20 protein-coding genes are annotated in these 20,066 nt (G+C 72.8%); 10 read left to right on the top strand and 10 right to left on the bottom strand.

Features of this window, described 5'->3' with window-relative positions:
* Entirely contained in the window at positions 1-609 is a 609-nt protein-coding gene (locus AB0N76_RS01135; RefSeq protein WP_363552208.1) for an ABATE domain-containing protein, read from the bottom strand.
* A gap of 110 nt (positions 610-719) precedes the next feature.
* Here AB0N76_RS01135 and AB0N76_RS01130 point away from each other — a divergent pair, with 110 nt between their 5' ends.
* On the top strand, positions 720-1,175 hold the full coding sequence (locus AB0N76_RS01130) for a GatB/YqeY domain-containing protein (RefSeq protein WP_363552206.1): 456 nt from the start codon (positions 720-722) through the stop codon (positions 1,173-1,175).
* Positions 1,176-1,261: 86 nt separating this feature from the next.
* On the opposite strand, the gene AB0N76_RS01125 is transcribed toward AB0N76_RS01130, so the two are convergent.
* Entirely contained in the window at positions 1,262-3,511 is a 2,250-nt protein-coding gene (locus AB0N76_RS01125; protein WP_363552204.1) for a transglycosylase domain-containing protein, read from the bottom strand.
* A gap of 522 nt (positions 3,512-4,033) precedes the next feature.
* On the opposite strand from AB0N76_RS01125, the gene AB0N76_RS01120 reads away from it, so the two are divergent.
* Complete coding sequence (locus AB0N76_RS01120; RefSeq protein WP_037779213.1) at positions 4,034-4,357, top strand: WhiB family transcriptional regulator; 324 nt, start codon at positions 4,034-4,036, stop codon at positions 4,355-4,357.
* Between the two features lie 90 nt (positions 4,358-4,447).
* On the opposite strand, the gene AB0N76_RS01115 is transcribed toward AB0N76_RS01120, so the two are convergent.
* Positions 4,448-5,635: an ArsA family ATPase gene (locus AB0N76_RS01115; protein WP_363552201.1), complete on the bottom strand. Its 1,188-nt coding sequence runs from the start codon at positions 5,633-5,635 to the stop codon at positions 4,448-4,450.
* On the bottom strand, positions 5,632-6,735 hold the full coding sequence (locus AB0N76_RS01110; protein WP_363552199.1) for an ArsA-related P-loop ATPase: 1,104 nt from the start codon (positions 6,733-6,735) through the stop codon (positions 5,632-5,634). Before AB0N76_RS01110 ends, AB0N76_RS01115 begins: the two co-directional genes overlap by 4 nt.
* A 190-nt stretch (positions 6,736-6,925) precedes the next feature.
* On the opposite strand from AB0N76_RS01110, the gene AB0N76_RS01105 reads away from it, so the two are divergent.
* The 5 genes from AB0N76_RS01105 to AB0N76_RS01085 all read left to right on the top strand — a co-directional run bounded on the left by AB0N76_RS01105 (position 6,926) and on the right by AB0N76_RS01085 (position 9,682).
* Positions 6,926-7,087 (top strand): DUF4177 domain-containing protein, encoded by a 162-nt coding sequence (locus AB0N76_RS01105; protein WP_363552197.1) that lies wholly within the window; start codon positions 6,926-6,928, stop codon positions 7,085-7,087.
* Entirely contained in the window at positions 7,084-7,554 is a 471-nt protein-coding gene (locus tag AB0N76_RS01100; protein WP_363552195.1) for a RidA family protein, read from the top strand. The genes AB0N76_RS01105 and AB0N76_RS01100 overlap by 4 nt, the downstream gene beginning before the upstream one ends.
* A gap of 115 nt (positions 7,555-7,669) precedes the next feature.
* Positions 7,670-8,560: an NUDIX hydrolase gene (locus AB0N76_RS01095; protein ID WP_363552193.1), complete on the top strand. Its 891-nt coding sequence runs from the start codon at positions 7,670-7,672 to the stop codon at positions 8,558-8,560.
* Between the two features lie 121 nt (positions 8,561-8,681).
* Positions 8,682-8,858: a hypothetical protein gene (locus tag AB0N76_RS01090; protein WP_363552191.1), complete on the top strand. Its 177-nt coding sequence runs from the start codon at positions 8,682-8,684 to the stop codon at positions 8,856-8,858.
* Complete coding sequence (locus AB0N76_RS01085; RefSeq protein ID WP_363552189.1) at positions 8,855-9,682, top strand: MBL fold metallo-hydrolase; 828 nt, start codon at positions 8,855-8,857, stop codon at positions 9,680-9,682. The genes AB0N76_RS01090 and AB0N76_RS01085 overlap by 4 nt, the downstream gene beginning before the upstream one ends.
* 76 nt (positions 9,683-9,758) lie before the next feature.
* On the opposite strand, the gene AB0N76_RS01080 is transcribed toward AB0N76_RS01085, so the two are convergent.
* A complete protein-coding gene (locus tag AB0N76_RS01080) occupies positions 9,759-10,433 on the bottom strand; it encodes a Crp/Fnr family transcriptional regulator (protein ID WP_030288117.1) in 675 nt (224 codons plus the stop codon).
* 237 nt (positions 10,434-10,670) lie between these two features.
* Here AB0N76_RS01080 and nth point away from each other — a divergent pair, with 237 nt between their 5' ends.
* The 3 genes from nth to AB0N76_RS01065 all read left to right on the top strand — a co-directional run bounded on the left by nth (position 10,671) and on the right by AB0N76_RS01065 (position 13,718).
* Positions 10,671-11,600 (top strand): endonuclease III, encoded by a 930-nt coding sequence (nth, locus tag AB0N76_RS01075; RefSeq protein ID WP_363552187.1) that lies wholly within the window; start codon positions 10,671-10,673, stop codon positions 11,598-11,600.
* Positions 11,597-12,340, top strand: coding sequence for a CoA pyrophosphatase (locus tag AB0N76_RS01070; protein WP_363552185.1), 744 nt, complete (start codon positions 11,597-11,599; stop codon positions 12,338-12,340). The genes nth and AB0N76_RS01070 overlap by 4 nt, the downstream gene beginning before the upstream one ends.
* Positions 12,341-12,533: 193 nt before the next feature.
* Positions 12,534-13,718, top strand: coding sequence for a MarP family serine protease (locus tag AB0N76_RS01065; RefSeq protein ID WP_363552182.1), 1,185 nt, complete (start codon positions 12,534-12,536; stop codon positions 13,716-13,718).
* A 107-nt stretch (positions 13,719-13,825) separates the two neighbouring features.
* On the opposite strand, the gene AB0N76_RS01060 is transcribed toward AB0N76_RS01065, so the two are convergent.
* From AB0N76_RS01060 to acs, 5 genes are all read right to left on the bottom strand, one after another.
* Positions 13,826-14,071 carry a hypothetical protein gene (locus AB0N76_RS01060; RefSeq protein WP_363552180.1) on the bottom strand — a complete coding sequence of 82 codons (246 nt, stop codon included), beginning with the start codon at positions 14,069-14,071 and terminating at the stop codon, positions 13,826-13,828.
* A 194-nt stretch (positions 14,072-14,265) separates the two neighbouring features.
* Complete coding sequence (locus AB0N76_RS01055) at positions 14,266-15,261, bottom strand: alpha/beta hydrolase (protein WP_363552178.1); 996 nt, start codon at positions 15,259-15,261, stop codon at positions 14,266-14,268.
* 225 nt (positions 15,262-15,486) lie between these two features.
* Complete coding sequence (locus tag AB0N76_RS01050) at positions 15,487-15,963, bottom strand: phage holin family protein (RefSeq protein WP_363552176.1); 477 nt, start codon at positions 15,961-15,963, stop codon at positions 15,487-15,489.
* A gap of 191 nt (positions 15,964-16,154) precedes the next feature.
* Complete coding sequence (gene nhaA, locus AB0N76_RS01045; RefSeq protein WP_363552174.1) at positions 16,155-17,633, bottom strand: Na+/H+ antiporter NhaA; 1,479 nt, start codon at positions 17,631-17,633, stop codon at positions 16,155-16,157.
* A gap of 293 nt (positions 17,634-17,926) precedes the next feature.
* Positions 17,927-19,882 carry an acetate--CoA ligase gene (gene acs, locus AB0N76_RS01040; RefSeq protein WP_363552172.1) on the bottom strand — a complete coding sequence of 652 codons (1,956 nt, stop codon included), beginning with the start codon at positions 19,880-19,882 and terminating at the stop codon, positions 17,927-17,929.
* Between the last annotated feature and the right edge of the window lie 184 nt (positions 19,883-20,066).

Below are 20,066 nucleotides of genomic sequence, written 5' to 3'. Positions count from 1 at the left end.
TCAGTCCTCGGCCTGCTCGCGCCGGGCCCGCAGTGCCCGGACCTTGTGCCGGTTGCCGCACCGTTCCATCGAGCACCAGCGCCGCCGTCCGGGTCGCGAGGTGTCGACGAAGAGCAGCCGGCAGTTGTCGGCGCCGCACTCCCGGATCCGGTCCGCGTGCGGGCCGGTGAGCAGGGCGATGGCGTCGCGCGCGAGGGTGGAGGCCAGCTGGTCGCCGTCGCCGGGCAGGGGCGGCGCCGCGGCGCCGTCCGGGGCGATCTGCGGGGCGAGCGGCGGGCGTGCGGCGGCCCGGTTGAGTTCGGCGTAGTCGGCGGGGTCGCCGGCGGAGCCGTGGGCGCGGGCCGCGGTGAGCCGCCAGAGGGCGTCGCGCAGGGTGCGGACGGCGGTGAGCTGGTCGTCGCTGATCCGGACGGTGCCGGGCGGCAGGCCCAGCCGGGACTCGTCGAGCCAGCGGGCCAGGTCGGCGGGCCGGTGCAGCACCTCGTAGCGGGTGTACGGGCCGGGGCCGCCGGTGGGCAGCAGCTCCAGGCAGAGCGTGCCGGGGTCGAAGTGGAAGCTGCTCCCGCCGGGGGAGCGCAGGACCAGTCCGGGGGCTCGCTCGTCGCTCATGTAACCACCGTAAGGAGTTACCTCGCCTTGCGGGAAGGCCGGGCCGGAGTTAAGGGCGGTTCGGAGTTAATGGCGGGCGACGGAACGCCGCAGGTGGGAGACTCGGGGCCATGACGACGCTCAAGGAGCAGCTGCACCAGGACCTCACGGCTGCCATCAGGGACCGGGACGAGCTGCGCTCGTCCACCATCCGGCTCACGCTCTCCGCCGTGACCAGCCAGGAGGTGGCGGGCAAGGAGAAGCGCGAGCTCTCGGACGCCGAGGTCCTGAAGGTGATCGGCCGGGAGGCGAAGAAGCGCCGGGAGGCCGCCGAGGCGTTCGACAACGCCGGGCGGACCGAGCAGGCCGCCCGTGAGCGGGCCGAGGGCGAGCTGCTGGACGGCTACCTGCCCAAGCAGCTGTCGGACGAGGAGCTGACCGCGATCGTGGCCGCCGCCGTGGCCGAGAGCGGGGCGACCGGGCCGCAGGGCATGGGCGCCGTGATGAAGCTGGTGCGGCCGCAGGTCGAGGGCCTGGCCGAGGGCGGCCGGGTGGCGGCCGCGGTGAAGTCCGCGCTGGTCGGCTGATCGGCTGATCGGGCGGAAGGACGAGCGGAACAAAGGGGAGCCCCCCGAGCCGATGGCTCGGGGGGCTCCCCTTCTTCCGGACCGGGTCAGCGGTGGCCGTTCCCGTTGCCGTTCCCGTTCCCATTGCCGGGGCCGCCGATGACGCCCGGCGGGAGGGTGATCCCGCCGCCGATCAGGCCGCCCGCGTTGGTGCCGGGGCCGCCGGGGACGGCCGGCGGCGGCGGGTTGCCCGCGTTCGGGTCGCCCGGGTTGGGCGCGGCGGGGGCGGTGGCGGCCGGGGTGGCGTTCGGGTCGACCTTGGGGGCCGGGTCCGGGATGTCGATGGTCTGGAAGGTCTCCTTGGGGGCGCCCTTCAGTGCCTGGTCCATGGCCAGCTTCCAGATCGGGCCGGGGCCGGTGGCGCCGAAGACGCCGTCGTTGCCGTAGTAGGTGTCGCCGATCTTCATGTTCTTCATCTCGACGCCGCCGGTCGGACCGCCGATCCAGACCGCGGTGGCGAGCTGCGGGGTGTAGCCGCTGAACCAGGCGGCCTTCTTCTTGTCCGTGGTACCGGTCTTGCCGGCGATCTGGCGGCCGTCCTCCAGGCCGAGGGTGGCGCCGGTGCCCTTCTCGGTCACGTTGAGCAGGACGGTGTTCAGCGCGTCGGCGGTGGACTCGGAGAACGCCTGGGTGCAGGTGGTCTGCGGGACCTTGACGTCCTTGCCGTCGACCGTGCTGATCTTGTTGATCGCGATCGGGGTGCAGTGCTTGCCGCGGGCGGCGAAGGTCGCGTAGACGTTCGCCATGGTCAGCGGCGACATCTCCTTGGTGCCCAGGGTGATGGAGGGGACGACCTCGATCTTGGCGCCGGCGGCCGTGGTGGTGATGCCGAGCTTGTCGAGCATCTGCTTGACGGGGCAGAGCCCCATCTCCTGCTCCATCTGGACGAAGTAGGTGTTGACCGAGAGGGCCATCGCCTGCTTCAGCTCGTAGGGGCCGACCTCGCTCTTGCTCTCGTTCGGGACGAAGCGCTTGTCGCCCTTCTCGGTGTTCTTCCAGGTGCCTTCGCAGGTCTTCATCGTCGGCCACTCGATGCGGTTCTCCGACGGGTACGGCTTGGTCGGCGACATGCCGTTCTCGAGCGCGGCCGCGGCGATGATCGGCTTGAAGGTGGAGCCGGGCTGGAAGCCATTGCCGCCGCCCATCGCCGCGTCGACGTTGAGGTTGACGACGGTCTGGTTCTTGGACGGCTCCAGGCCGTACGGGCGGGTCTGCGCCATCGCGAGGATCTTGCCGGTGCCCGGCTCCATCATGGTCGCGGCGGCCGACACCGGGTCGGTGACCTTGACCCTGGAGGTGACCGCGTTCTGGGCGGCGGCCTGCTTGTCCGGGTCGAGGGTGGTGTAGATGTTCAGACCGCCCTGGTCCCAGAACTTCTTCCGCTCGGCGGCGTTCTTGCCGAAGGACGGGTCCTGCTTGACCACGTGCCGGACGTAGTCGCAGAAGAAGCCCATGCCCGCCTGGGCGGTGATGCAGCCGTTCTGCGGGTCCTTGTACTTCAGGCCCAGCGGGGCGGCCTTGGCCTCCTTGGCCTGGTCCGCGGTGATGTGCTTGTTCTCGACCATCTTGTCGATCACGACGTTGCGCCGCTTGACCGTGTTGTCGGGGAAGCGCACCGGGTCGTACTGCGAGGGGTTCTGCACCAGGCCGGCCAGGGTGGCGGCCTCGGCGACGGTGAGGTCCTTGTTGTTCTTGCTGAAGTAGCGCTGGGCGGCGGCCTCGACCCCGTAGGCCTGGTGGCCGTAGAAGGTGATGTTGAGGTAGTTGGTGAGGATCTGGTCCTTGGTCAGGTCCTCCTCCAGCTTGATCGCGACCTTCAGCTCCTGGATCTTGCGGCCCAGGGTCTTGCGCTGCGCCTCCAGGACGGCGGCCTGGTCGTCGCCGGCCTTCTCGACGTTGACGTTCTTCACGTACTGCTGGGTCAGCGTCGACGCGCCCTGGGAGGCGGTGCCGCTCTCCGCGTTCTTGCTGATGGCGCGGAGCACGCCCTTGAGGTCGACGGCGCCGTGCTCGTAGAACCGGGCGTCCTCGATGTCGACCTGGGCCTGCCGCATGAACGGCGACATCTGGTCGGCGGTGAGGACGGTGCGGTCGCGCTCGTAGACCTTGGCGATCAGCCCGCCCTTGGCGTCGAAGATCTGGGTGGCCTGGGTGAGCGGCGGCGTCTTGAAGTCGTCCGGGATGTTCGAGAAGCCCTCGGCCGTGTTCTTGGCGGTCAGTCCGAGCGCGCCCACGGCGGGCAGGGCCATGCCGGCGAGCAGGACGCCGGAGAGCACGCTGACCCCCAGGAACTTCACTCCGTGTCCCGCGTAGTCCAACGGTGAACCGCGGCGCTTGCCGCGCGGAGCTCCGGGGTTGCCGGGGGGCTGGGGTGCCTGAGGGCGCTTCGGTGCCATGGGGAGAACCCTACGTTGCCGAATGCCGCACACCGGGGCAGGTGTTCGCCTAGGCTTGTCACAAGCTTGCGACAGCTTCGCTCTGTCAGCATCGATCACTCTTGTGAGTGATGAGGATTGCCCGAATTGCCCATTTTAGGGGTGATTTTGAGGCAGCTGTCGGCGGCTGTGCACCTGTGTCTGGTAGCACTGTGTGACGACTCGCGTGGCGAGAGTGGCGCCCGGGGTCTTGGCAAGGCTTGCGACCTGCGATCACTCCAACGAGTGAGCTGATCGATACCCATAGTCCGATCGGGTCATTCGAGATTGAGCCCGAAGGGGCTGTTGCAAGCTGTCGTTCTTCCGTAACGTCCTCAACTGGCAACGGTGAATATGCCGTTGCCGCCGTGGGGGAGCCTCGATTCGGGAGAGGACGGCGCCGGCATGGGCTGGGTAGACGACTGGAGTGCGCAGGCCGCCTGCCGCACGAGTGATCCGGACGAATTGTTCGTCCAGGGGGCGGCGCAGAACCGCGCCAAGGCGGTGTGCAGCGGGTGCCCGGTGCGCACGGAGTGCCTGGCGGACGCGCTGGACAACAGGGTGGAGTTCGGGGTCTGGGGTGGGATGACCGAACGCGAGCGGCGGGCGCTGCTGCGCCGCCGGCCGACCGTGATCTCGTGGCGGCGGCTGCTGGAAACGGCCCGCACAGAGTACGAGACCTCGCTGGCCACCGGCGTGATACTGACGGACTACGCCCAGGCGGGCTGAGGCCCGGCACGTCCGAGGGCCGGTAGGACCGAGGCCAGTACAACCGAGGCCCGGCCCGTCCGAGGCATGGAGTTTCCGGAACCGGCGCGCTCAGCCGGTGACCCCGCTGAGCCGCTCGCCGATCGTCCGCAGGCCGTCCAGGTCGTGGACGTCCCCGGGCAGCGCCGCGACCTCGACGATCGGCACGTCCGGGTAGACCGAGACGAAGCGGTCGCGGGTGCGGCGTTCACGTGCCACCACCTGCATCCGTTCGGCGTGCAGCCGCAGCAGTCCGGCCGCGAGCAGTTCCGCCTCCGGTGAGGTGTGCTCCGACCCGTTCTCCTCCAGCGCCTCGGCCGCCGCCAGCGCCCGCTCGGCGGTGAGCTGCGGGGCGCCCGTCCCGTGCACCCGGTTGAGCACCAGTCCGGCCAGCGGCATCCGGTCGGCGGCCAGCCGGTCCACGAAGTACGCCGCCTCGCGCAGCGCGTCCCGCTCCGGTGCCGCCACCACCAGGAACGCCGTGCCCGGGGCCTGGAGCAGCTGGTACGTCCGGTCCGCGCGCTCGCGGAAGCCGCCGAACATCGAGTCCATCGCGCTGACGAAGGTCTGTACGTCGGTCAGCAGCTGGGCGCCGAAGATCTTGCCGAGGGTGCCGGTGAGCAGGCCCATCCCGACGTTCAGGAACTTCATCGCGGACCGGCCGCCGACCTTGGCCGGCGCGGTCAGGATCCGGATGACCTTGCCGTCCAGGAAGGAGCCGAGCCGGTTCGGCGCGTCCAGGAAGTCCAGCGCGGAGCGGGACGGCGGGGTGTCGACGACGATCAGGTCCCACTCCTCGGCCGCCCGCAGCTGGCCGAGCTTCTCCATCGCCATGTACTCCTGGGTGCCCGCGAAGCCGGCCGACAGGGACTGGTAGAAGGGGTTCTCCATGATCGCCCGGGCCCGTTCGGGCTCGGCGTGGGCCAGCACGACCTCGTCGAAGGTCCGCTTCATGTCGAGCATCATGGCCTGGAGCTCGCCGTCGCCGGTGACGCCCTTGACGACCCGGGGGGTGTTGTCGAGCTCGGTCAGGCCCATCGACTGCGCCAGCCGCCGGGCCGGGTCGATGGTCAGCACGACGACCTTGCGGCCGCGCTCGGCGGCCCGCAGGCCGATCGCCGCGGCGGTGGTGGTCTTGCCGACGCCGCCCGAGCCGCAGCAGACGACGATCCGGGTCTTCGGGTTGTCGATCAGCTCGTCCACACCGAGCCGGCTGCCGTTGCCGCTGCTTCCGCTGTTGCCGCCGTCGTGCGCGCTCACGCTGCCCCCTGCCGCTTCAGTTCGCCTGCCAGCCGGTAGAGCCCGCCGAGGTCGACACCCTCGCCCAGCAGCGGAAGCTCGTACGTCGGGAGCTTCAGCCGCTGCAGGTCGGCGCGCTGCTCGCGCTCCAGCTCGACCCGCTCGGCGTGCTCCCGGGCCTGTTCCAGCAGCGGGTCGAGCAGCGGCTCGACCGCCGCCCGGACGGTCTCCGGTTTGCGCGAGCGCCCGCCGAGACCCGCCTCGCCGAGGGCCAGCGCGACCTCCTCGCGGTGGTCGCCGTCCACCGCGGCCACCGCCGCCGCGTCCAGCACCGGCGGCCGGACCATGTTGACCAGCACCCCGCCCGTCGGGAGACCGGCCTCGCGCAGCTCGGCGAAGCCGTCGACGGTCTCCTGGACCGGCATCTCCTCCAGCAGGGTGACCAGGTGCACGGCGGTCTCCGGCGACTTCAGCACCCGCATCACGGCCTGCGCCTGGGTGTGGATCGGACCGAACCGGGCCAGCCCGGCGACCTCGGAGTTGACGTTCAGGAACCGGGTGATCCGCCCGGTCGGCGGGGCGTCCATGACCACCGCGTCGTAGCGGCGGCGGCCGTCCGGGCCCTTGCGCCGGGCGGCCTCGCAGGCCTTGCCGGTCAGCAGGACGTCCCGGACGCCGGGGGCGATGGTGGTGGCGAAGTCGACGAAGCCGACCTTCTGCAGGGCCTTCCCGGCCCGGCCGAGCTTGTAGAACATGTCGAGGTACTCAAGGAGCGCCTGCTCGGTGTCGATGGCGAGCGCGTGCACCTCCCCGCCGCCCGTCGCGCTTCCGGCGGAACCGGCGGAACCGGCGGGCACTGCGGGCAGGCCCAGCTGCGCGGGGGTGACCGAGGCGATCCGGCGCTCCTCGTACGGCAGCGCCGCTATGCCGAACAGCTCGGCGATGCCCTGCCGCCCCTCCACCTCGATCAGCAGGGTCCGGCGGCCCTCCGCGGCGAGCGCCAGCGCCAGCGCCGCCGCCACGGTGGTCTTCCCGGTGCCGCCCTTGCCGCTGACCACGTGCAGCCGCACGCCCTCCCAGTCGGGATCGCGCCGGGCCGCCTGGCCGGGGGTGCGTGCCACGCTCCGTCTCCGTCCGTCTTCGAAGGCCGGCACCACGCGGGTGCCCTCCCGCGAGAGTAACCAGGGACCGCGCCGGATGCCGGGACTACCCGGGGGGCCGGGCCCGAATCATGCCCGCTTTGTGGGCCACCTCACACACCCGGGCGCGGGCCGTGCCGGTCGCCGGAGGCGGAGCGTCTAGAGTCTGGCCATGACCAAGTGGGAATACCTGACGGCACCCGTGCTGGTGCACGCCACCAAGCAGATCCTGGACAACTTCGGCTCGGAGGGCTGGGAGCTCGTCCAGATCGTCCAGGGCGGCGCGAACCAGGAGCAGCTGGTGGCCTACTTCAAGCGGGAGAAGCAGGCATGAGCAAGGTCGAGGAGAAGCTGGCCGAGCTGGGTCTGACCCTGCCGCCGGTGGCCGCCCCGGTCGCCGCCTACGTGCCGGCCGTGCGCACCGGCGAGTTCGTCTTCACCTCCGGCCAGCTGCCGATGGTGGGCGGCAAGCTGCTGAACACCGGCAAGGTCGGCGCCGAGATCACCCCGGAGGAGGCCAAGGAGCTCGCGCAGGTCTGCGCGCTGAACGCCCTGGCCGCCGTCAAGTCGGTGATCGGTGACCTGGACCTGGTCGAGCAGGTCGTCAAGGTGGTCGGCTTCGTCGCCTCCGCCCCCGACTTCACCGGCCAGCCCGCGGTGATCAACGGCACGAGCGAGCTGCTCGGCAAGGTCCTCGGCGAGGCCGGCGTGCACGCCCGCAGCGCGGTCGGCGTGACCGTGCTGCCGCTGGACGCCCCCGTCGAGGTCGAGCTCCAGGTCCGGGTCCGCGCCGGGGCCTGAGCCGGACGGACCGGCCCGGCCGACCCGGCCCGGGCCGGATGACCTGCCGAGGGCGGGGTCGGACAGCGGGATCACCCCCTGTCCAACCCCGCCCTCGTCCGCTTAGCATCCGGGCATGGACCAGCGAGCAACGACGCTCCCGATGCCGCCAGGCTGGCCCGCCCGGATCCGGGCGGTCGAGGCCGGCGAGCTGACCCCGCCCGTGCCCAAGCCCTCCGCCACCGTGGTGCTGCTCCGGGACGGCGGTCCGGCCGACGGGCCCGAGGCGTACCTGCTGCGCCGCCGCACCTCGATGGCGTTCGCCGCCGGCATGTACGCCTACCCGGGCGGCGGGGTCGACCGGCGGGACGCCGAGGCCGAACTCGGCTGGGCCGGCCCCGGCCCGCAGGAGTGGGCCGAGCGGCTCGGGGTGGACGCCCGGACCGCCCAGGCGGTGGTCTGCGCCGCCGTCCGCGAGACCTTCGAGGAGGCCGGCGTCCTGCTGGCCGGTCCGGACGCGGACAGCGTCGCCGAGCCCCGGGACTGGAGCGCCGAACGCGCCGCCCTGGAGGCCCACGAGCTCTCCTTCGCCGACTTCCTGCGCGACCACGGGCTGCTGCTCCGCAGCGACCTGCTGGCCGGCTGGGCGCGGTGGATCACCCCGGCCTTCGAGGAGCGCCGGTACGACACCTGGTTCTTCGTCGCCGCCCTGCCGCCCGGCCAGCGCGCCGCCCTGGAGGTCGGCGAGGCCGACCGGGTCGCCTGGCTCACCCCGGACGAGGCCGTCCGGGGCTACGAGGAGGGCCGGTTCGGGATGCTGCCGCCGACCGTCACCGTGCTGCGCGAGCTGCAGCCGGTGCGCAGCGCCGCCGAGGCGCTGACGGCGGCGGCCGGACGCTCGCTGGAGCCGGTGCTCGGCCGGGCCGAGGTGCGCGGGGACCGGCTGACGGTCCGCTGGCGCGGGTACGACGAGCTGACCATCGACGGCTCCTTCCCGGCGCCCTCCCCGCGGAGCGCGGTCGGCTGACCGGCCCGGCACCCTGGATATCCCCTCATATCCCCGGGTACCCCCGTGACTCCCGTGACCACCGATCCGATAATCGTCCGAGATGCCCTGAGATCCCCCAAGAGGAAAGGACCGACGCCCGATGACCCACAACGACGTGGCTCGCCGGACGGCACCCGAGATGCCTGCCCGCAGCCTGAACCCGCGCACCCCGGCCTGTGACGGCGTCTCCGTCCGCTTCACCGAGGTGGCCCAGCGCGCCCTCGTCCGGGCCCTGCCGCTGCGCCTGCTGCATCGGGACGGAGAGAGCGGCCGGTGAGCGGACTCCTGCCGGGTGACCCCGCCGCCGCGATCGGCGGCGAGGCCACCGCCCGGGCGCTCTGCGTGCTCGCGCCGAACCCGTCCCCGATGACGCTGGACGGCACCAACACCTGGCTGCTCTCCGAGCCCGGTTCGGACCTCGCGGTGGTGATCGACCCGGGCCCGCTGCACGAGGGCCACCTGCGCCGGGTGATCGACGCCGCCGAGGCGCTGGGCAAGCGCGTCGCGCTCACCCTGCTCACGCACGGGCACGCGGACCACTCCGAGGGCGCCGCCCGGTTCGCCGAGCTGACCCGGACCGAGGTCCGCGCGCTGGACCCGGCGCACCGGCTCGGCGCCGAGGGCCTGACCCACGGCCAGCGGCTGGACGTCGGCGGCCTCGACCTGCGGGTGGTCGCCACGCCCGGGCACACCTCGGACTCGCTGACCTTCCACCTGCCCGACGACGGCGCGATCCTCACCGGCGACACCGTGCTCGGCCGCGGCACCACGATGGTCGCCCACCCGGACGGCCGGCTCGGCGACTACCTGGACTCGCTGCGGCACCTGCACACCATGGCCGCCGAGCACGGCGTGCGGACGGTGCTGCCCGGCCACGGCCCGGTGCTCGCGGACGCGCTCGGCGCCGTCGACTACTACCTGGCGCACCGGGCCGCCCGGCTGGCGCAGGTGGAGACCGCGGTGGAGGCGGGCTGCCGGACCTCGGCCGAGGTGGTGGCCCGGGTCTACGCCGACGTGGACCGCGCGCTCTGGCCGGCCGCCGAGCTGTCGGTCCGCGCCCAGCTCCAGTACCTGCGGGAGCACGGGCTCATCCCGGACTGAGCGCGCCCCCTCCGGACACGCGCGAGGGCCCGCACGCCGGAGCGTGCGGGCCCTTCACGTCGATGTGCGGGGGCTGCTACCGCGAGCGGCGGGACAGTCGCTCGACGTCCAGCAGGACCACCGCGCGGGCCTCCAGCTTCAGCCAGCCGCGGCCGGCGAAGTCGGCGAGCGCCTTGTTGACCGTCTCGCGGGAGGCGCCGACCAGCTGGGCCAGCTCCTCCTGGGTGAGGTCGTGGGCGACGTGGATGCCCTCCTCGGACTGCACGCCGAACCGGCGGGAGAGGTCCAGCAGGGCCTTCGCGACGCGCCCGGGCACGTCGGAGAAGACCAGGTCGGACATCACGTCGTTGGTCCGGCGCAGGCGGCGGGCGATGGCGCGCAGCAGCGCGATCGACACCTCGGGGCGGGCGTGCAGCCAGGGCTGCAGGTCGCCGTGGCCGAGGCCGAGCAGCTTGACCTCGGTCAGCGCGCTGGCGGTGGCGGTGCGCGGGCCCGGGTCGAACAGCGACAGCTCGCCGATCATCTCGCTGGGGCCGAGGACGGCGAGCATGTTCTCGCGGCCGTCCGGCGAGGCGCGGTGCAGCTTGACCTTGCCCTCGGCGACGACGTACAGCCGGTCGCCCGGGTCGCCCTCGTGGAACAGCGACTCGCCGCGGGCGAGCGTCACCTCGGTCATGGAAGCGCGCAGCTCGCCGGCCTGTTCGTCGTCGAGTGCCGCGAAGAGTGCGGCGCGCCGCAGAACGTCGTCCACGTGCTTCCTCCTTCTCGTCCGGTCGGCCGTCAAGCCCTCCGGCACAAGTTCGTACAGTGCTCTGCATCACCAAGCATGGCGCATGTCGCTCCGATCATATGAGGAGGGGGTCCGCCGGGGGGTGCTGCGCGGGGCCATTCGTACCGCTCAGGTCGGTGCCGGAGAGGCGGGCGGAGAGGTGGAGGAGAGTCCGCCGTATACCGACGCGGGGCGGAGCGCACGGCGTAGCCTTCGGGCATGGCAGAGAGCAAGGTCGGGAAGGCGAAGCCGGCCGTGAAGAACGCGGCGGTGAAGCCACGTAAGCCCGAGTCGCGGCTGGCGATGGTACGGCGGGCCCGGCGGATCAACCGGGAGCTGGCCGAGCTGTACCCGTACGCGCACCCGGAGCTGGACTTCGAGAACCCCTTCCAACTGCTGGTGGCCACCGTGCTGTCCGCGCAGACGACGGACCTGCGGGTGAACCAGACGACGCCGGCGCTGTTCGCCAGGTACCCGGCGCCGGAGGACATGGCGGCGGCGAACCCGGCGGAGCTGGAGGAGATCATCCGCCCGACCGGTTTCTTCCGGAACAAGGCGAAGTCGCTGATCGGCCTCTCCATCGCGCTGCGGGACGAGTTCGGCGGCGAGGTGCCCGGCCGGCTGGAGGACCTCGTCACCCTCCCCGGAGTGGGCCGCAAGACCGCGAACGTCGTCCTCGGCAACGCCTTCGGGGTCCCCGGGATCACCGTGGACACGCACTTCGGGCGGCTGGCCCGGCGGTTCGGGTGGACCGCCGAGGACGACCCGGTGAAGGTCGAGACGGCCGTCGCGGAGATCTTCCCGAAGTCCGAGTGGACGATGCTCTCGCACCGGGTGGTCTTCCACGGCCGCCGGATCTGCCACTCCCAGAAGCCGGCCTGCGGAGCCTGCCCGATCGCGCCGCTCTGCCCCTCGTACGGGGAGGGCGAGACCGACCCGGAGAAGGCGCGGAAGCTGCTCAAGTACGAGCTGGGCGGTCAGCCGGGCCAGCGGCTGCGGCCGCCCGGCGACTTCCCGGGGGAGGCCGCCGCCCGGGCGGACGCCGCCGCGCACCACGGCAAGGTGGCCGACCTGGCGGGGTCCGCTGTGGCGGGGCCCGGCGCCGCCGGGGCCGTCGCGTCCGGCGCCGACCTGGCGGGGTCCGAGTGAGCGGCCGGGGGTCCACCCGGGTCGAGCGGAACGGGCTGCCGTCCTGGCTGGAGCCGGTCCGGGACGCCGCCGAGCGGGTGCTGCCCGAGCAGCTGAGCCGCTTCCTGCCGCCGGACGAGGGCGGCCGGACCGCCGCGGTGCTGATGCTCTTCGGCGAGGGCGTCGCCGGGCCGGACCTGCTGCTCATCGAACGGGCCCGTTCGCTGCGCTCGCACGCCGGCCAGCCGTCGTTCCCGGGCGGCGCGCTGGACCCGGAGGACGGCGACCCGGCGGGCGACGGGCCGGTGGCGGCGGCGCTGCGCGAGGCCTGGGAGGAGACCGGCCTGGACCCGGACGGGGTGCAGGTGTTCGCGACCCTGCCGGCCCTGTACATCCCGGTCAGCCGGTTCGTGGTGACCCCGGTGCTCGGCTGGTGGCGCGAGGAGTCGCCAGTCCGGCCGGTGGACTTGGGGGAGACCGGCGCGGTGTTCCGGGTGCCGATCGCCGAGCTGACCGACCCGGCGAACCGGGCCCGGCTCCGGCACCCGTCCGGCCACCTGGGCCCGGCCTTCGCGGTCGGCGGCCGGTTGGTGTGGGGCTTCACGGCAGGGGTGATCGACCGGGTGCTGCACCACAGCGGCCTGGAGCGGCCGTGGGACCCGACCCGGATCGTCGACCTCTCGGACGAGGCGCTGGAGCTGGTGCAGGGCGACCGCGAGCGCTCCCGCGCGCTGCTCGGCCGCGACGCCGGGGCTTCGTGAGCCCGGTCGCTGCCTGCTGGGCGGCGGTTGGGCGGGCTTCGGTCTGTCGGACGCCGGTCTGCCGGGTGTCGGCCCGTCGGGTGTCGGCCCGTCGGGGTTCGGGCGGTCCTCGGGTGGCCGGGTTTGCCGTCACCCGGGCCGGATCCTGCGGTCGGCCGCCCGGCGGGGCGGGCCGTCGTGGGAGGGTGTCCGGGTGAACGTCCTGGATGTGCTGTTGATCATGGCCGCCGTCGGATTCGCCGTGTCGGGCTACCGACAGGGCTTCGTGGTCGGCGTGCTGTCGGTCCTCGGCTTCCTGGGCGGTGGCCTGCTCGCCGTCCAGTTGCTGCCGCTGCTGCTCGACCACCTGAGTCCCGGGACGACCGCCTCGGTGATCGCCGTGGTGGTGGTGATCGTGCTCGCGGCGATCGGCCAGGCGATCACCACGCACTTCGGCTGGAAGCTGCGCGGCCACATCGACCGCCGCCCGGCCCGGGCCCTGGACGCCGCGGGCGGCGCCGTGGTCAACGTGATCTCGATGCTGCTGGTGGCCTGGCTGATCGGCTCGGCGCTCGCCGGGACGTCGCTGCCGACCGTCTCCAAGCAGGTCCGCACCTCGGCGATCCTGGGCGGTGTCCAGGACGCCCTGCCCTCGGACGCGCCCAACTGGTTCTCGGACTTCTCCAAGGTGCTCGCCCGCAACGGCTTCCCGCAGGTGTTCAACCCCTTCGAGCACGAGCCGATCACCCAGGTCGACATCCCGGACCCGGCGCTGGCCGCCAGCCCGGCGGTGGCGAAGGCCAAGCAGAGCCTGGTCAAGGTGGTCGGCACCGCCACCGCCTGCGGCAAGACGCTGGAGGGCAGCGGCTTCGTCTACGCGCCGCACCGGGTGATGACCAACGCCCACGTGGTCGGGGGCGTCGACGAGCCGACCGTGCAGATCGGCGGCGTCGGCCAGCTGTACGACGCGACGGTGGTCCGCTACGACTGGCAGCGGGACATCGCCATCCTGGACGTGCCCAAGCTGAACGCGCCGGCGCTCGCGTTCGCCGGTGAGGCCAAGACCAACGACAACGCGATCGTGGCGGGCTTCCCCGAGAACGGCGCCTTCAACGTCCAGCCGGCCCGTATCCGCGGCCGGATCCAGGCCAACGGCCCGGACATCTACCACCGCGGCCAGGTGGTCCGGGACGTCTACTCGGTGCGTTCACTGGTCCGCCAGGGCAACAGCGGCGGTCCGCTGCTCACGCCGGACGGCCAGGTGTACGGGATGGTGTTCGCCAAGTCGCTGGACAGCGCGGACACCGGCTACGTGCTGACCGCGGCCGAGGTGCGCGAGGACGCCGAGCAGGGCAGCGTGGCGACGGCCCGGGTGGACACCCAGGGCTGCGCCCTCTGAGCCTCCGAGCCGCTGGGCGGGTGGGTCCCGGCGGCTCCGGACGGTTGTGCCGCTGGGTCGCTGTGCCGCCGGATCGCTGTGCCCCTGTGCCCTGTGTCGCCGCGCCGTCAGCCGTCGCGGCGGAGCCGGGCGCCGACCCAGCGGGCGCGGCGGCCGAGGATGCGCGGGATGCCGAGCTGCTGCCGGACGGCGCGCGGGTAGCCGTCCGCGCCCTCGTAGCCACCGGCGTATCCGCCGTCGTAGCCGTGCTCGTAGCCGTGGTCGTCCGCCCGGTCGGGGCGGTGGGCGGAACGCTGCGGGCTGTTGTGGCGTCGGCCGCGCGGGGCGCCGCCGCGATCGGGCATCCAGGTCATACCGCAATGGATGCCCCTGGGCCGACGGGGGTAACCGTGGGCCGGGGAGCCAACTTGGCCTATGCGTTTGTCATATGAGCCCACCGGCAAGGGAGTTGGGACCTTGGGCCCTGTTCGCCCGTCCGGGCGGTCGGGCCCGTCCCGCCCGTTCGGGCGCCTACGGCCCGCCCGGGACGTCCCCCGGGTCGGCCCGTTCAGTCCTTGTGCCGGCCGATCCAGTCCAGCAGCTCGGCGGTGAACTGCTCCGGCGCCTCCTCGTGCGGGAAGTGCCCGATCCCCGGCAGCAGCCGCCAGCGGTACGGCGCGGCCACGTACTCGCCCCCGCCCAGCGCGGTGTGCGACAGCAGCACCGGGTCCGCGGCGCCCTGGATGTGCAGGGTGGGCGCGGTGATCGGCTTCTTCATCCGGCGGGCGAACTGGATGCCGTCCGGCCGGGCCATCGAGCGCAGCAGCCACCGGTACGGCTCGATCGAGCAGTGCGCGGTGCTGGGGATCTGGATCGCCTGCCGGTACGCGGCCACCGCCGCGCGGTCCAGCTGGTTGCGGCCGGTCCAGGCGTCCAGGTAGCGGCCGACCAGCGCGGCGTCCTCGGCCACCAGGCGGCGCTCCGGTATCCACGGCCGCTGGAAGCCCAGGACGTGCTCGAACGCGGCCATCTGGCGGCGGTCGGTGAGCAGCGCCCGGCGCAGGTCGCGGGGGTGCGCGGCCGAGACGGCGGTGAGGCTCTGGATCACCGAGGGGCGCATCACCGCCGCCACCCAGGCCAGCGTGCCGCCGGAGGCGTGGCCGACCAGGTGCGCCCGGTTCTCGCCGAGCGAGCGGATCACACCGGTGATGTCCAGCGCGAGGTTGCCCGGGTCGTAGCCGCGCGGGGTGCGGTCGCTGCCGCCGATGCCGCGCAGGTCGAGGGCGACGGCCCGGTAGCCGGCCTCGGCGAGCGCGGTCAGCTGGTGGCGCCAGGCCCACCAGTACTCGGGCCAGCCGTGCACCAGCAGGACCAGCGGGCCCTCGCCGAGCTCGGCGATGTGGAACCGGGCGCCGTTCGCGGCGAGGTCGCGGTGGGTCCACGGACCGGCCTGCCGGATGTCCCAGGCGGCCCCGGACGCCTCGTGGGCGTCGCCGCCGTCGCCGGGGGTGGCGCCGGAGCTGGCGGACGGCTGCGCGGGCACGGGCTTCTGGTCGAGCGACATACCGAGAGCGTGTCACATCCGTGCGCCGGACACGTGCCCGGCACTCGCACTCGGTGCGTCCGGCCGCCGCGCCCGGGCCGCCGTGCGCGGCCCCGGAACGCCGGGTCCGGCGCCCCGCCCGGCTGCTCTGCCCGAGTGCCCTGCCCGAGTGCCCTGGCTGGGGGCGCTGCCTGGGGGCGCTGCCGCCGCGCTCCGCCCGGTGCGGGCGGAGCGTGTGACGGGGACTTACGGGATGCGCCCCAGGGCCCGGTCGATCTCCTCCTGGGTGGCGGGGCGCGGCCGGGCGTTCTTGAGCACGTCGGCGGTCTTCTGCGCGCCCTCGATGGTGCGGCGCGGCGGCTCGATCCGCTTGAACGAACGCAGCGCCAGCAGGCCCAGCAGCACGGCGAGCAGCAGGTACGCGCCGGCCACGATCAGGAAGGACCAGCCGAGCGAGAGGCCCAGCGCGTGGATGCCGAACGCCGCGGCCGCGCTCAGCATCGGGACGGCGGCCAGCGCGACCACGCCGGCGACGCCCAGCGAGACGCCGCCGGAGACGCCGCGCTTGACGTCCGCGCGGATCTCGGCCTTGGCGAGCGCGATCTCGTCGTGGACCAGGGCGGACAGGTCGGCGGTGGCCGCCGCGAACAGCTGCCCCACCGAACGCTCGCCCTCGTAGGGCGCCCGGCCGTTGCTGGACGGGTCTGCGGCTCCTGCGGGCATCAGCGGTTCTCCTCTTCGGCCGTGAGGCGTGTGACGCCGCCGCGCGGTGCGGCTCCCGGGCGGTTCCGGGGGACCGGGGCGGGCCCGGCGGCGTCGGTGGACTGTCGACAGTTCAGAATCATGCCCCTACCGCCCGAGCGGGCACCACTCCGGGGCCCCGCCGGGGGGACGTGTTCGGGTGGCGACCGGGCTCACCGCGCCCCGGTCGGGCCGTCCTCGGCCGGGCGCGTCGGCTCCGTCGGGTGTGCCGCGTTGGCCTCGCTCGCCGCGTTCGTCGCGTTGGCCGCGTTGGCCTCGCTCGCCGTGGCCGGCTCGCCGCTGGACGCCGACCGGGAGCGCTCGGCCACCCGGGCCTGCCAGGCCGGGTCGTCCAGCTGGTAGACGTCGGGGATGCCGTCGCCGTCGAGGTCGCGGTCCTCCTCCTCGCACAGCTCCCGGTAGTGCCGGTTGCGCAGCTTCAGCAGCACGGTGGCGATCAGCGCGCAGAGCAGCGAGCCCACCAGGACGGCCGCCTTGGCCCGGTCGGCGAGCGCCGCGTCGTCCGGGAAGGCCAGCTCGCTGATCAGCAGCGAGACGGTGAAGCCGATGCCGGCCAGCACCGAGACGGCGAACATGTCGGCCCACCGCAGCTGCGGGTTCAGTTCGGCGCGGGTGAAGCGCGCGGCCAGCCAGGTGCCGCCGAAGATGCCCACGGTCTTTCCGACCAGCAGGCCGAGGACGATGCCGAGCGGGGCGGCCTGGGTGAACACCTCGCGCAGCGCCGGGCCGGAGATCGTCACCCCGGCGGCGAACAGCGCGAAGACCGGCACCGCCAGTCCGGCCGAGAGCGGGCGGACCAGGTGTTCGATGTGCTCGCCGGGGGAGTGCCGCTCGTCGCCCTCCCGGTGGCAGCGGAGCAGCAGGCCCATCGCGACGCCGGCCACGGTGGCGTGCACGCCGCTCTCGTGCATCAGCGCCCAGATCACGACCGCCAGCGGCACGAACAGGTACCAGCCGTGCACCCCGCGCCGGTGCAGGAACCAGAACAGCACCAGCCCGGCGAAGGCCAGCCCGAGCGCCCAGAACTTGATGCCGGAGCTGTAGAAGACCGCGATGATCAGGATCGCGATCAGGTCGTCGACCACGGCCAGGGTGAGCAGGAAGGCGCGCAGCGCGGAGGGCAGGTGGCTGCCGACCACGGCCAGCACGCCCAGTGCGAAGGCGATGTCGGTGGCGGTCGGGATGGCCCAGCCGCCGGGGTGCCCGCCGGCGCCCGAGTTGGCGAGCGCGAACACGATCGCGGGCAGCGCGACGCCGCAGACGGCGGCGATCACCGGGAGCAGCGCGGCGCTGGGGCTGCGCAGTTCGCCCGCCACGAACTCGCGTTTGAGCTCGATGCCGGCCACGAAGAAGAAGATCGTCAGCAGCCCGTCCTTGGCCCAGGAGCCGAGGCTGAGGTCCAGGTGGAGCGGGGCGGACGGGCCGATCGTGTAGTCGATGACGGATTCGTAGGAGTCCGGCCAGACGTTCGCCCAGACGAGTGCGACCACCGCGGCGACCAGCAGCAGGACGCCGCCGACCGTCTCGGTGCGCAGGGCGTCGGTGATGTAGGTGCGCTCGGGGAGGGACAGCCTGCCGAGGAGCTGGCGGCGTCGGGTCGTCGGCTCGTGGACGGGCGGCTGGCTGGCCACGCGTGACCTCCTGGGGGGCGGGAACGGCGTACGGATGCACCTGTGGTGCAGTGCCGACCAGACTTCCCGGCTCACCCTGTGGCGCGGATTCCTTGATGCGCCTTTGACATTCTAACGGGAACCGCAGGGTGACATCCGGATTGTCATACTTCAGGACCTAAGCCCCGACGGCCTGTTGTGCACCCGTCCGCACTCCCGATCCGCACCCGAAAGGGTGACGCGGAGAGGACACGGCGGTGCCCCGGGCGGTCACGACCGCCCGGGGCACCGTCACGCTGGGGTCAGGCGTCGGGTCAGCCCTCGCTGCCCGCCGGCGGCAGCTGGGCCTGGATCAGGTTCATCACCGAGGAGTCGGCCAGCGTGGTGGTGTCGCCGACCTCGCGGCCCTCGGCGATGTCGCGCAGCAGGCGGCGCATGATCTTGCCGGAACGGGTCTTCGGCAGCTCGCCGACCACCTTGATCTGCTTCGGCTTGGCGATCGGGCCGAGGGTGCGGCCGACGTGCGCCCGCAGCTCCTCGACCAGCTCCGGGCTGTCGGTGGCGGTGCCGCGCAGGATGACGAAGGCGACGATGGCCTGGCCGGTGGTGGCGTCGGTGGCGCCGACCACGGCGGACTCGGCCACCGACGGGTGGCCGACCAGGGCCGACTCGACCTCGGTGGTCGAGATGTTGTGGCCGGAGACCAGCATGACGTCGTCGACCCGGCCGAGCAGCCAGATGTCGCCGTCCTCGTCCTTCTTGGCACCGTCACCGGCGAAGTAGCGGCCCTCGAAGCGCGACCAGTAGGTGTCGATGTAGCGCTGGTCGTCGCCCCAGATGGTGCGCAGCATGGACGGCCACGGCTCGGTGAGCACCAGGTAGCCGCCGGAGCCGTTGGCGACCTCGCGGGCCTCGTCGTCGACCACGGTGGCCGCGATGCCCGGCAGGGCGCGCTGGGCCGAGCCCGGCTTGGTCTCGGTGACGCCCGGCAGCGGGCTGATCATGATCGCGCCGGTCTCGGTCTGCCACCAGGTGTCCACGATCGGGGCCGAGCCGGCGCCGATGTGGTCGCGGTACCAGATCCACGCCTCGGGGTTGATCGGCTCGCCGACGCTGCCCAGCACCCGCAGCGAGGAGAGGTCGAACTTCGCGGGGATGTCGTCGCCCCACTTCATGAAGGTGCGGATCGCGGTGGGCGCGGTGTAGAGGATGGTCACGCCGTACTTCTGGACGATCTCCCAGAACCGGCCCTGGTGCGGGGTGTCCGGGGTGCCCTCGTAGATGACCTGGGTGGCGCCGTTGGAGAGCGGGCCGTAGACGATGTAGGAGTGGCCGGTGACCCAGCCGATGTCGGCGGTGCACCAGTAGACGTCGGTCTCCGGCTTGAGGTCGAAGACGGCGTGGTGGGTGTAGCTGGCCTGGGTGAGGTAGCCGCCCGAGGTGTGCAGGATGCCCTTGGGCTTACCGGTGGTGCCCGAGGTGTAGAGGATGAAGAGCGGGTGCTCGGCGTCGTGCGCCTCGGGGGTGTGCTCGGTGGACTGGCGCGCGGTGAGCTCGTGCCACCAGACGTCGCGGCCCTCGGTCCAGGAGATGTCCTGGCCGGTGCGGAGGACGACCAGGACGTGCTCGACGCCGTCGACCTTGGTCAGCGCCTCGTCGATGGCCGGCTTGAGGGCGGAGGGCTTGCCGCGCCGGTAGCCGCCGTCGGCGGTGATGACCAGCTTGGCCTGGGCGTCCTGGATGCGGGAGGCCACGGCGTCGGCGGAGAAGCCGCCGAAGACCACCGAGTGGGTGGCGCCGATCCGGGCACAGGCCAGGATCGCGACGACCGCCTCGGCGATCATCGGCAGGTAGACGGCGACCCGGTCGCCCTTGCGGACACCGAGCTCCAGCAGCGCGTTGGCGGCCTGCGAGACCTCGTCCTTGAGCTGGGCGTAGGTGATCGAGCGGCCGTCGCCGGGCTCGCCCTCGAAGTGGATGGCGACGCGGTCGCCGTTGCCGGCCTCGACGTGCCGGTCGACGCAGTTGTAGGCCACGTTGAGCTTGCCGTCGGCGAACCACTTGGCGAACGGCGGGTTGGTCCAGTCGAGCGTCTCGGTGGGCTCGACGGCCCAGTCGAGGCGGCGGGCCTGCTCGGCCCAGAAGCCGAGGCGGTCCTCGGAGGCCTGAGCGTACGCGGCCGCGGTGACGTTGGCGGCTGCGGCGAGCTCTGCCGGCGGGGCGAAGCGCCGCTCCTCCTTGAGCAGGTTGGCCAGGCTCTCGTTGCTCAACGCGCACTCCTCATCGAGTCATGATCGGGTTCAATCCCGTGCGTGGGGATTGTCCCGTGTGTCCCAGCGCACAGCTCACCAGGCGAAGAGGCCGGTTGACAAGAGGCTCCCGGGAATTGGTGTAGACCTTTGATCGGACATCGAACGGTCGCCCGAGGGCGGCGGGGCCCTCGGGCGGGAGCGG

This window comes from Kitasatospora sp. NPDC093806 (assembly GCF_040683335.1).
GTDB lineage: Bacteria > Actinomycetota > Actinomycetes > Streptomycetales > Streptomycetaceae > Kitasatospora.
The sequence above is the reverse complement of the archived record's forward strand: the minus strand, read 5'-3'. Positions and strand labels throughout refer to the sequence as shown.

Bases quoted from the DNA above. Each gene is read 5' to 3' on its own strand.
- AB0N76_RS01135 (WP_363552208.1), bottom strand. From the start codon at position 609: ATGAGCGACGAGCGAGCCCCCGGACTGGTCCTGCGCTCCCCCGGCGGG.
- AB0N76_RS01130 (WP_363552206.1), top strand. From the start codon at position 720: ATGACGACGCTCAAGGAGCAGCTGCACCAGGACCTCACGGCTGCCATC.
- AB0N76_RS01120 (WP_037779213.1), top strand. From the start codon at position 4,034: ATGGGCTGGGTAGACGACTGGAGTGCGCAGGCCGCCTGCCGCACGAGT.
- AB0N76_RS01105 (WP_363552197.1), top strand. From the start codon at position 6,926: ATGACCAAGTGGGAATACCTGACGGCACCCGTGCTGGTGCACGCCACC.
- AB0N76_RS01100 (WP_363552195.1), top strand. From the start codon at position 7,084: ATGAGCAAGGTCGAGGAGAAGCTGGCCGAGCTGGGTCTGACCCTGCCG.
- AB0N76_RS01095 (WP_363552193.1), top strand. From the start codon at position 7,670: ATGGACCAGCGAGCAACGACGCTCCCGATGCCGCCAGGCTGGCCCGCC.
- AB0N76_RS01090 (WP_363552191.1), top strand. From the start codon at position 8,682: ATGACCCACAACGACGTGGCTCGCCGGACGGCACCCGAGATGCCTGCC.
- nth (WP_363552187.1), top strand. From the start codon at position 10,671: ATGGCAGAGAGCAAGGTCGGGAAGGCGAAGCCGGCCGTGAAGAACGCG.
- AB0N76_RS01060 (WP_363552180.1), bottom strand. From the start codon at position 14,071: ATGACCTGGATGCCCGATCGCGGCGGCGCCCCGCGCGGCCGACGCCAC.
- AB0N76_RS01055 (WP_363552178.1), bottom strand. From the start codon at position 15,261: ATGTCGCTCGACCAGAAGCCCGTGCCCGCGCAGCCGTCCGCCAGCTCC.
- AB0N76_RS01050 (WP_363552176.1), bottom strand. From the start codon at position 15,963: ATGCCCGCAGGAGCCGCAGACCCGTCCAGCAACGGCCGGGCGCCCTAC.